A 10,597-nucleotide genomic window follows, 5' to 3' on the forward strand; every position below is an offset into this window, starting at 1 on the left:
TCGACGCCACGCCGGAGGCGATCCTTGGTCGAAGGTTTGATGCGCGTGTTGTGGGTCATCGACAGCTTCTCCTCCTCATCTTTGCGGGCACTGAGATCCGCTGGAGGCGATGGTGGCGTAGCTGCAGGTGCCGCAGGGGTCGCGTCTCCCCTGGGCGGACGTTCCGGGATGAGTTCAGCCGGATGTGTCTTACGAATCGCAGGTTCCCGCTTCACGCTCATGCCGGGGCTCCGATCACGATGGGCAACTCAGCGAGCAAGTCACTGTAGGCAAGTTGCAGCGTCAATGCTTTCCCACCCTTGAACTGGTGAATCGGAGTGCGATTCGAGTGCGCGTCCTGGCGGGCCGCGAGTTCCGGGATCGATGTCTTGGCGACGAGTGAGCCGTAGGTCTCCCGTAGCTCGCTCTCTCTGAACTCATGTTCGCCGGTGGATCGTTTACGACTGATCACGATCTTGTCGAATTCCAGCTTCGGGTTCGCCCGTTTACGAACGGTGTCGATTGTCTCTTCGAGCTTCTGAACGCCGCCGACACTGTCGATTGTGGGTTCGGTGATGGCGACAACGCCATCTGCTGCAATAAGAACCGCGAACAGCACCTTGCCCATATTGGGAGGGCAGTCGAAAAGCACAGCGTCATAAGGAGAAAGGTCGAGCCCTTCGAACGCAACGTCTAGGCGAAACACCAGGTCATTCGACCCATCCGATTCGATTTTGCCGAGCTCTTCGTCTGCGGGAATGAGGTCGACGCCATCCCATGGGGTGGCAATGATCGCCTCGGCTGCAATGCCTTCCCTGGTCTGGTTCATGAGGTGGTAGGCCGTCATCATGCCCTCTTCGAGAGTGACGCCGAGGCCACCGGTCGTATTGCCCTGTTGGTCCATGTCGACGACAAGTACTTTTCCGCCGACCGCGGTGATGGCGCTGGCAAGCCCGAGAGTGGAGGCCGTCTTGCCTACGCCACCCTTCTGGTTGCCGAGTGCGATTTTGCGTGGCTGCATTGCGGACCTTTCATCGAGGGCGTTGACACTTGCTAGGCGTGCATTGCGTGTGAACCACGCGCTGCATGCAATATGTGCATTGCTTGCTGTGTGCGCAATCCACGCTGTACGTGGGCTGCATGCAGACTGTGCGTGACGGGCAATCCAAGCACTGCATGCATTGCGCGCTAAGTCTGCTTCACCCGCGACACACGCACACTGTGCATTACGTGCGCGCGTAGCATAACACGCATGTCATGCGTGACGTACAAGCCTCGCACTCTGCGCGTGTCATGCACGAGTTGCATCAAGTGCAACCCTTGCGTTCAACGCGTGCAATGCTCGTCACGCGTTCACCGCAACCCATGCACGTCATGCGCGACACGCTATCCATGCCTCGCTCGCAAACCTCGCATGCTTTGCACACAATGCGTTCCTCGCTAGCCAAGCACTGCGCACATACAACGCATGGCGTGCTCTGCACGCACAGCTAGCGGTGCTACCTCCGCACGCACGCGGTGCTCTGCATGCACACCATACAACGCTCGCAGCGCACGCAGAGCACGCAGAGCACGCATGACGCGGTATGCAAGGATTGCACGCATGCCATGCGCTGCTAGCAGGACATGCATTGCATGCACCAAACATCTTTCAGTCATTGCATGCAATGCATGCAGACCACGCATTGCGTGGACGCGCAAAATAGCAGGTCAATGCACTCATTGCCATCGAACGAATCGAAAAACATCTGCCGTGAGTGTCACACACCGTTGCAAAAGGTCGACCGACCAAGAGCAGCTTGGCTGCCGCGATCACCCGATAGCGAGGCTTTCCAGACATGAATCGAAACGTGTGACAGTCCGTCTCGATCAGATTGTCAAGGAAGTCGAAGCGACGCTATTGGGCAGCCAACTGACTAAAGGCGGAAATATAGGGTTCAGCAATCTCCGCTGTGCGCACAGAACAAATTGCTCAACCGTCGCGAGCGGTCCTGCCCAGCCATCCGCCAATGCACCGCCCTTGCGGGGATGGAAGGAACGCGCCAACCTCAACGAGGCGGGCAAGACAGCCTGCCACTTCAGAAACTTTCTGATGTTCGCACCGGGGGCACTTCAATAGAACCCTGCACCCCTTTGAAGGCCAGAACATATTTCATTCCATCGGGGTCCGAACATCCAGGGCAGAAGGAAGGACTCACGTGAACCGCACGGATGGTGAAAAAAACTGAGACATGCGTGGGACGAACAACCGCACTGACCGAGGGGAGGGGGTTCCAATTCTATTGAGAGATACAGCCGACTGACTGCCAGTCGGGGTGCTCATCTAACTCACGAACAACATTGCGGAATCATCTCAGGACACAGCGGGGGCCCGCGGTGAAACGAAAATTCTGCGCGAAAGGTCGGTCGCGGTGTGAACCCGGACGTGTAAGGGAAGGGACGTGTGGAGATCCGGATCAGTCGAAGTTCGGCCGCGACGGAATGACCGAAGCGAGTCCGAGCAGGCACTAACTTTACGTCACTGTGACGAAATTAGGCTTGGGGACGGGGTGGGAAGAATCAGTTCCGTCAGGCTTGATTTCGCCGCTTTGCGAGCGGAACTTTCGGGTGGGTGGGCACATTTCGAATACAGCGACGCACGAATCGCAACGCCGAAACACACGCACTTCTCGACCGAGCGGGGGAGGGGATGGAGACAGCTTCCCGTCTACAAGTATCCCGTGCACGATGCCGGCGCTGCCGTGCCGACGGCTACGAACGACGCAAGGTGGCCCACCGTTCACGCAACAGCGCTGCCATACATGCAATGCATGCCTTGCAACGCACGCATTGCATGTATGGCATGCGCGACCAGGATGCCTCGCAAAGCATGCGTCACACGCAGTGATCGCACCATGCTTCTCTGCACAAAAAGCCGTTTACCTGCGCAAATAAAGATGCTCAGTCAGGTACATGTCTCGGAGAGATAGACGATCCGAATACCTACGGGCGCGTCTGCATTGGAGGAAACGGCTGTCGTTTCAACCCCTCTCGGATGTTGAACCCGTACCAGCGCGGCGTTCTTCAAGCGCAGAGAAGCGGACCGCCAGCCCGCCATTGACTGGCTCGGGCGGGGTCAGTTCTCCGAAAATGGCTGTGGAGCTCCGCGTATTAGATCAAAATGTTGTCCTCCGGGTTCTTTGTGTCCCGATCAACGTCGCCATGAGTATTTACACCTGTGGCGATCAGGGTGCTGTGCCACGGATCGCCACACTTCTCGGCAACGCTTGTCGATCATCGTGAGGCGTGTTTTTCGGACGTGTATTGCTTGGCCGGATTGGGGCCAGTAAAGCCTCAATGCTGCTGCTTGCATGTCAGGTGTGCCCGAATGCTGGCTAGGATCTTGGCGCGGTGCTCCGGGTTCGCTGCCATTTTCGTACGTTGAACATGTGAGCTTTCAAGTAATTCTTGTTCCTTCTTTCGCGCCAGGTCGGCCGATTTACGCTGTTCACTGGGCGATTCTCCGGTCCAGTCGATCCCATCGAGCCTGCGTCTGAGGTATGCCAACGGTGAGATCAGGCTTGATCTTGTTGGCCAGATCCACCCCCGGTCTGCTGTGTCTCGGGAAAGCGTCTGTGCGATGTCACGTCCTGTCCATCGCGTCGTATCGATCTTGACATCGCGGAGAAGATCACAGATCGCCCCGATATGTCCGGTCGGTCTGAGAGCCGGCGCATGGTTGACGAGTTCGGCTGCAGTCCTCTGAAGTGCCAGAGGCCGCGGTGTGATCCGAGAAGTGCTTCGTTTTTTTGTTGTGAGCTGGGCTCGCGCGTGCGCGCGTTGGTGAGTTCTTCCTAACGGAAGAACTTCAAAAGATAAAAAACCAACACTAGATAGGGTGTCAGTTCCTATCGGCCCTGGTCGACTGCTGTGGGGCTGATAGACGCGATTGACGTCGGGCCTCAGAGAGTTGTGAGCTCTGTGGCGGGTTGCTCTTTCAGAGGCGCGAGACGGTCGCGTCTTGGCGAGTTTGCGGTGAGGTGTCGTTGCCACGATTGTTCGAGGGGATGACAGTGACCATGTCGATGCAGCGCGGTGCTGTTGACCCCCGTGATGGGCTTCAGCAGCCAGAAATTCCAGGGTTTTGAGGTTCCGTCCCCGGACGTGTTCGATGCCCATTCCCAGCGCGATGAGCACTCGCCTGGCGCGATTGACAGAGGATTCGCTGACTTTGGCCCGGGCAGCGATCGTTGATTTCGCTGCGGAGACCCCGCGGCCGGTGTGGGATTCGGCGAAATGTGCGTGAGCTTGTGCCACTGCGTAAGCCTTGTCGGGCTTGATCAGGTTGCGCGCGCACAACGCCTTGCCGGCCGGGCTGGTGGTGTGATGCCGGAATTGGCGGAGCCATTCCCTGCGTGATGTCCACACTGGAACGCGTGCTTGTTCCGTTGGTTCGACAGGTAGGGACCAAGAGCGTCCACGCTGGTAAGTGGACTCGTTGAGTTGCCGTGTAGCGGATTCGAGGCGCGCGATACGTGAGAGAGCATCGTCGACTGCCGCTTGCCATTCGTCGACTTCTGTCGATTGAGGAACAGCGGATTGGGTGCCGATGCGCGACACGCCGAAGGTTGGTGATATGGAATGAGTTGGGCTGTATTCAGGGTATGCGCTACCCTGAGACATACCTGCCATAGGTAAGTCCCTTCCAGGGGGATGCAGTACGAGCAGAGAAAGCGCTAACTTTCGAAGCTCACCTCTCGAGAATGTTCGAGAACAGATGTCGGAGAACCTGCCAGTTCTCAGTCGACGTCAAGGACCTGCCAGTCCTTATTTCGCCGCGATGCGGTCCGCTCCCAATCACCCCCTTCGGGGGCCTTTGTGCTTTTCAAGAGGTCTGCGCTGTTTAGTTAGGTATCGGGGCACTTCGTTCGTTGTCGGCTAGGGGCGGCCTCCCTGTCTGCGGGTCCGCTGTACGCGCGTCACGGCCGCGGTTGTTCGGAAGGTCTGTTCGATCCGGCGGCCGCACATCGGTACCACTATGGGTACGGTGCTGGCTTGCTCGGATGGGACATTCGGGACGCAGAAGTGTGATCCGAGCGCCGCGAAAGCCGAAATGTGATCTGGACGTGCCAAAAATGACACCGCGAATACGTCCGCGAGTATGGCGGAATTGCGTTTCTGCGATATCATCGAGTAAGCACCGCCTCTTCCTTTCGAGGTAGTGGTGGTCACCGCCTCTTCCTTCACTGGGTTAGTGGTGGTCAGGGAGCTGGGAAGCTCTCACAACCGCATAAACGGACAGCCCCCGATGCCGCCAAGCCCTGGGGGTTGTTCGCTGTCTAGGGGTAGTTCATGCGCCGACCGCAAGCTGCTCGATGCGGCGCAGTGATCCAGCGGCCTCGACCTCAAGCAGTCTGAGCTGGTCCGGATGCAGTTTGTCGATGATGTAGTCCGGTATGTCCAGTCCATGGGTGATGGCCAGTATGAGCACGGAGTAATCCCCAGCAGGGATTCCGAGTTCGGCGGCCCGATCCTCGTACACCTTGTGCTGCTTGAGGGGAGCACGAGTCGCGATGTGTCCGCGAGGTCCCTTGTTGTGCTGTGCCATGAGGAAAGACTAGAACCAATCTGTAACTGATACGGGTAGGCGCGCTTGTTCGGTGTGTCGCGTGTGGTTGATGTTGCCATGGAGTTCTGAGGGATTTTGCGGCGGCCCGCCTCACAGGCCGCCGCCGGCCCGACCAGGGAGGGGCTTGACGGACCACCTCTGCGGCTTCGCTGAAGGTGGAGTTTGGGTGCGTTGGCGGTCGGCGGTTCGATGATGGGTCTAGCGTCGGAATCGGGTTGGATTCTTCGGGAGCGGATGGAGATGCTTGGCTGCTCTCATGCTGTCAGACGCCGGGGAGGTTCATGTGCGACTGAACGCGGGGGAGGGGTTATGTAACCCGCGTGTTGGACGGCGCTTCCGCAGGCTGCTGCCGTGTGTCGTGGAGATGGATGGAGACGGGGGTCTGTGGACAGTCGGTGGTGCGTCTGCGAGCTCGATGGCTCGGGTCACGTGTCGAGAGGAGCACCTGAAAGATCCGGAAAGGCACCTTGACCTGTCAGCTGCCGAACGTAGGTTTCCAGCGGGGAGGGTTTGTGCCTTCGTGTTCGCCTGCGAATCGTGAGGGACTTCGGTTGGGGGAGGTCGATCCGCGTATATTGTCACGCGGAATGCTCTTTATCGCAGTTGCGCAGAGGATTTCGTTCACCGGATTCGAACATTAGAGTCGTGCGTCGTTCGACTTCCGTGAGTACATTGCTCGGATCGACGTATTGACGGTGCGCTGTTCGCGCACTCGAAGGAATGCTTCGCATTCCGTCAACATTCGTTTCTCAGGACTCAAAGGTTCCACAACGCCAACAGTTCGGCCCGAAGACTGAGCGAGCGAACGTAGTGGTTGGACCGCAGTTGTGCGCTGGGGTGCCCGACCTCGACGAGATACCTCTCGGTGTCTGCCACAGGAAGCGGTAGCAGGTCGTTGCGAACGCGGAGAAAGAACTGAAAATGACTGGGGGGATCCGGTATTCGATCCTGGTTGGATATCACGACAGCGGGTGGCAATAACAATTCGTTGTCCGTGGAGACGCGGATGACGACGTCCCCACGTGCCATGCTGCTTGGTTTTCCAAGTCTGAGTGTTTCGAGTCGGTATCTCACGCTCGGATTGACCGAAAGATGCTTCGTTGAAGTCTGTTTCACAGGTGCGATGCGCACGGAGGGACGGGTTTCGTGATCGCTGACTTGCCTGATAAATACTCGGTTGGTCGGAGCAAGAGGAAAGTCGTTGTCAAGGTTCTGCATTCGGCCAGTGATGCCAGGTATGGGTACGGCACGCCCGATCGCCCATTCGCGCGCGGCGTTGTCGATGAATATTTGGTCTACAGCAGTGGTTTCGTCGATATTGTTGATGAACGCGCGACTGTCGGCAACCACTTGGGGGTCATCGGAAATGACGACCGCTTCATGGGTGAATGTGGAATTTTCGGAAGCATTCGGCGAGCCGATTACAGCTCGTTGGTTCGTCACGATGACCTTGGCGTGCAGTGTTGACGACGACAGGATGCGAACGCCCTTGCTGAGGTAGTGCGCAAGAACGGCAGGTGAAGTGGCGTGGGCGCGGATCGCCGCGGTAGAAGCATTGACGATCAGAAGGTCTCCACTGCGAAGTGGAAGTAGTTCGGGCGCAAGGTGTCCGAGATAGGGGACAGCGGCATAGCGTGGGCCTCGCGTGCGGATCGCGCGAGTGATGTGTGGCCACGGGTTCGGTCCGTGGAAGCTGGTCCCCATAGCCTAGAACGGTAGCGCGAATCGGGCCCGATTTCTGGCGCCTGCGTGAAAGCTGCCGTTGTTCTGCGTCGTCTCCGGAGCAAAAAAAACTTCCGGATATCTGTGATCGGTCGTGGAGGTCGAAGAATGTTGTAGTGATCAACCCTGCCGGGTCAGACGGCGTTAAACCCCAGTGCGACTGCAGCGCTGTCGATTCGGCGTGCGATTTCAATACGGGACGGTGGCAGTAATGGTGCCGGACGGGTGGGAAGGGTCTGCTGCTTGTTCGAGCAGCGCCCCGCACAGTGCACCGGGAAATTTACCGCGGTACGCGATGCCGCGGGGGTGAGGGCGGGCGTGGTGGATCGTGCGGGCCCATGCCTGGAGGGGCGTGTAGGCCTGAGATCGTAGGCGCTCGCCGTGTGGATATCGGGTGGCTGATGTAGTGTCGCTGGCGGGCCGAGTCGATTCGTGATCGGTGCTCGAAAAGTGAACGCGCAGAGAACGTCTCGGCATTCTAGTGTAGGTCGGGCGGCGTGGTCTTCATGAACTGATGGACCCGTGCCTCGTGACGGGGAAGCCGGGCGTGTTGGGCTGCAGTGGGGGTTCGTCTACCGCTCTTTGGCAGCCTCTCGTCGCGAGTTCAGGTGAGGTGGCGGCTGGGATGCGTCAGCGTGGCTTCGGCGCCCCATCAGATAACAGGGGGGTAGGGCCCGGCGTGATGGTTGTGAGTGCAACGTAGGACATTGCACTCACTGGAGACGTTGTGGGGAAGAAGATTCCGTTGAGCTAGATCCATGAGGTTGCGACGGCACCGGCGATCAGTGCTGCGATTGTCACGGTGGGGGCTGCGCGCTCGCGGAAGAGGAGCATCACGGCCCCGACGCTGGGCTTTCGGGCGGGGTCAGCGCGGATAACCTCAGGCTACGGTGCGTGCAAGGATACCGAGCGTGGCTTTGAGAGATCCTTCGGCGATGACGGGAAAGATTCCTGCTTGCCGCCAGGTGGGGCCGATATCAGACCAGTCGTAGTACGAGGTCACGAGGGAACTGTGGCCGTCGTCGGCCGGCTCGATCCGATATCCGTAGACGTGCCCGATTGGAGGCCGGACAGTTCCGAGGATGGTCCATGCTATTTCGCGTTGGGGAACAAAGGTTTTGATCGTCACTGTGACGTCGTACTGTCCCATGGGTAGGTCGCCCAGAGCTTCGCGATCCATGTGGACGACGAATTCGTCGCCGGTCGCGGTCACGAGTTCGCCATCTGCGCTCATCAGCATTCCGGATCCGTCGATGGCGACGTGCCCCTGAGGGTCGCAGAGGACCGCGAAGATCGATGCGGGGTCGGCACGGATGGTGCGCTGTACTTCGATCCGTTCGCTAGTCATGTGGCGAATGCTGCCATACCGCCGATCGGTCGGCGAGGTTTCTCTCGTTCGGTGGGTGCATTCATCGGCTTCGGTCGGCGAGGCGGGGTGATGCGCGGAGATGTCGGATGCTGTCCACCACGATCAGCCCCGCCACAGCCACTCCGGTGACGGCCACCAGCAGTGGGCTTAGTTTCGTGACAACTGGCGGTCTCGAGTTGTACTGCACCAGCGGAACCGGAACCACCCCTGCAGCGCCCGGTAACGTGAACTCCGGAACGGGCGGCATCAACATCAACATCGCGAGCGTGGGACTGTCCGGATGTGACCTCGAAGGTGTGCCGGCAACGATCACCACGTCGGGTTCCTGGGCTCTGAACGTCAACGCCGACAGTGGATCACCGATGGGAAGTATCAAAATCCCCACCGGTGGAGCTCACGTAGTCGCTGGTAGCTGCGTCATCGACGTCACCGCCAGCACTGCCGGCCCCGTGCCCTACAGCAACACAACACATACCGTCACCGCCAACAACACCGGAACGGTGAACTTCACCTCCAACGGGGGAAGCGCATCATGCCCGGCAGCAGGAGCCGGAACAGCGAAGATGACCGGGGCGCTCAAGTTCAATTCCACGCCCGGCATCACCGTCACTCCCTGACCCGGAATGTAGTTGCGCCACAGCCACACCCGCCCTAAGAGGGTTATGCGGGTGTGGCGGTGGCGTACTGTTCGCGTAACCGTCCCCTCGGCACAGGTCGCTGCCTGAGCAGGAAGATTCACAGAACACATGATCGTCTGGCCGAGGACCCGCCCGATCTCTCGTAGTGTTTCGCCGCAGCAGTGAAAATCCCAGATCACCTTCTAGTGCTTCACCGAGAACTTCAGTGCCTTACTGCCCATCCACGGTCATGCATCATCTCACCAGTAGTGATGAGCTGACCCTGTTGAGATTAAGATCGTAGTCGGCCGACGAATCGATCCGAATCGACGCTGTGACTCTCGGAACTTTGTGGCCCAGTGCTCGGTAGAAATGGTCGGCCGCGGCTGTGACGGAACGATTGACGGGCGAGTTCCGAGTGTCGGGACGCTTTCAGTGTCCCGCTCGGTGGCGGTCAACTCGATGTTCGCGATAAGCGCTGATCGCTTCAAAACTGCATTCCTGCAGACCGTTCGATCGATTACGCGTGAAGGTGGGACTCACGGGTTTGGGTGAAATTTCGAGTAAGCGTGCTATTACTTTTCCGGAATAGCCTTCGGCGACCCGTTCGATGATCTGTTCTTGGCGCTTACTTAATCGCATCACGGTCGCCTCCTGCGACGGTATGGATGGCGCGGCGGGAGCGACTCACGATTTGCGTCCAGTGAGGACGTGGAGGCAAAAACGGTGCACAACAACGCGGTCGCTGCAGATATGGGGTTGCCGAATCCGACTTCATCACGGGTGCAGGGTTGATCCTGGCCGTGCGCGATGATTGCCAGAGTCCGGCGCGGACGGCGATAGAGCATCGAATCCTGACCTGGTACCTCGTTCGTCAGATGTAGTACTGCAGATGGATGTGCAGTCGGGTACCTGCTGATTGACTCTCTCTCGGAAGGGAGTCGTCAATGAGTACGTCCGTCAACCGAAGCCGCTGGTTGATCGTTGCGTTGTCATGCGCCGGAGCGGCATTGGTGGCCGCGTTCGTTCTGGGTCCGGCCGCGTTGTTACGCGGACGCTATCCGCAGTTCCAGGATCAATCCGTCGTGAGTGAGCTGCTCGGCCGCAGCTTGGTCGACTACTGGGGTAGCGGAGTCCGCACCTATCCTCGAGGCTTGGCGGAGATGGTGGACTACTGGTTCGAGTGGCACGTGATCAAGATCGTCATCTCGGTGCTGCTGACCACGGTTCTGTGCCTGCTCGCGGCGACTCTGTGGCGACGATCTCTGACGGCCGGCGTCGGTTGCGTGGTCGCGGCGACCA

Annotated in this window: 7 protein-coding genes and 1 pseudogene; 2 read left to right on the forward strand and 6 right to left on the reverse strand. The window is 58.9% G+C overall.

Annotated elements, in window-relative coordinates; all coding sequences use genetic code 11:
• From A2J01_RS36990 to A2J01_RS24085, 5 genes are all read right to left on the reverse strand, one after another.
• Positions 1–221: hypothetical protein (locus A2J01_RS36990; protein ID WP_082900949.1), on the reverse strand; the 221-nt coding region annotated here is incomplete at its 3' end.
• Positions 218–1,000 carry a ParA family protein gene (locus A2J01_RS24070; protein WP_007733691.1) on the reverse strand — a complete coding sequence of 261 codons (783 nt, stop codon included), beginning with the start codon at positions 998–1,000 and terminating at the stop codon, positions 218–220. The genes A2J01_RS24070 and A2J01_RS36990, both read right to left, overlap by 4 nt.
• A 4,308-nt stretch (positions 1,001–5,308) precedes the next feature.
• Positions 5,309–5,566, reverse strand: coding sequence for a hypothetical protein (locus A2J01_RS24075; RefSeq protein WP_007733695.1), 258 nt, complete (start codon positions 5,564–5,566; stop codon positions 5,309–5,311).
• A 777-nt stretch (positions 5,567–6,343) separates the two neighbouring features.
• Positions 6,344–7,291, reverse strand: coding sequence for a phospholipase D family protein (locus tag A2J01_RS24080; RefSeq protein ID WP_064113758.1), 948 nt, complete (start codon positions 7,289–7,291; stop codon positions 6,344–6,346).
• Between the two features lie 898 nt (positions 7,292–8,189).
• Positions 8,190–8,657: an SRPBCC family protein gene (locus A2J01_RS24085; protein ID WP_064113759.1), complete on the reverse strand. Its 468-nt coding sequence runs from the start codon at positions 8,655–8,657 to the stop codon at positions 8,190–8,192.
• Between the two features lie 107 nt (positions 8,658–8,764).
• Between A2J01_RS24085 and A2J01_RS24090 the strand changes: the two genes are divergently transcribed.
• Positions 8,765–9,295 carry a hypothetical protein gene (locus A2J01_RS24090; RefSeq protein WP_064113760.1) on the forward strand — a complete coding sequence of 177 codons (531 nt, stop codon included), beginning with the start codon at positions 8,765–8,767 and terminating at the stop codon, positions 9,293–9,295.
• A 432-nt stretch (positions 9,296–9,727) separates the two neighbouring features.
• On the opposite strand, the gene A2J01_RS37480 is transcribed toward A2J01_RS24090, so the two are convergent.
• Positions 9,728–9,937: a LuxR C-terminal-related transcriptional regulator gene (locus A2J01_RS37480; RefSeq protein ID WP_082900948.1), complete on the reverse strand. Its 210-nt coding sequence runs from the start codon at positions 9,935–9,937 to the stop codon at positions 9,728–9,730.
• 305 nt (positions 9,938–10,242) lie between these two features.
• Here A2J01_RS37480 and A2J01_RS24095 point away from each other — a divergent pair.
• Positions 10,243–10,597 (forward strand): annotated as a pseudogene (locus A2J01_RS24095) (hypothetical protein); the annotation flags it as partial.

Source organism: Rhodococcus sp. EPR-134 (assembly GCF_001647205.1).
GTDB lineage: Bacteria > Actinomycetota > Actinomycetes > Mycobacteriales > Mycobacteriaceae > Rhodococcus_F > Rhodococcus_F qingshengii.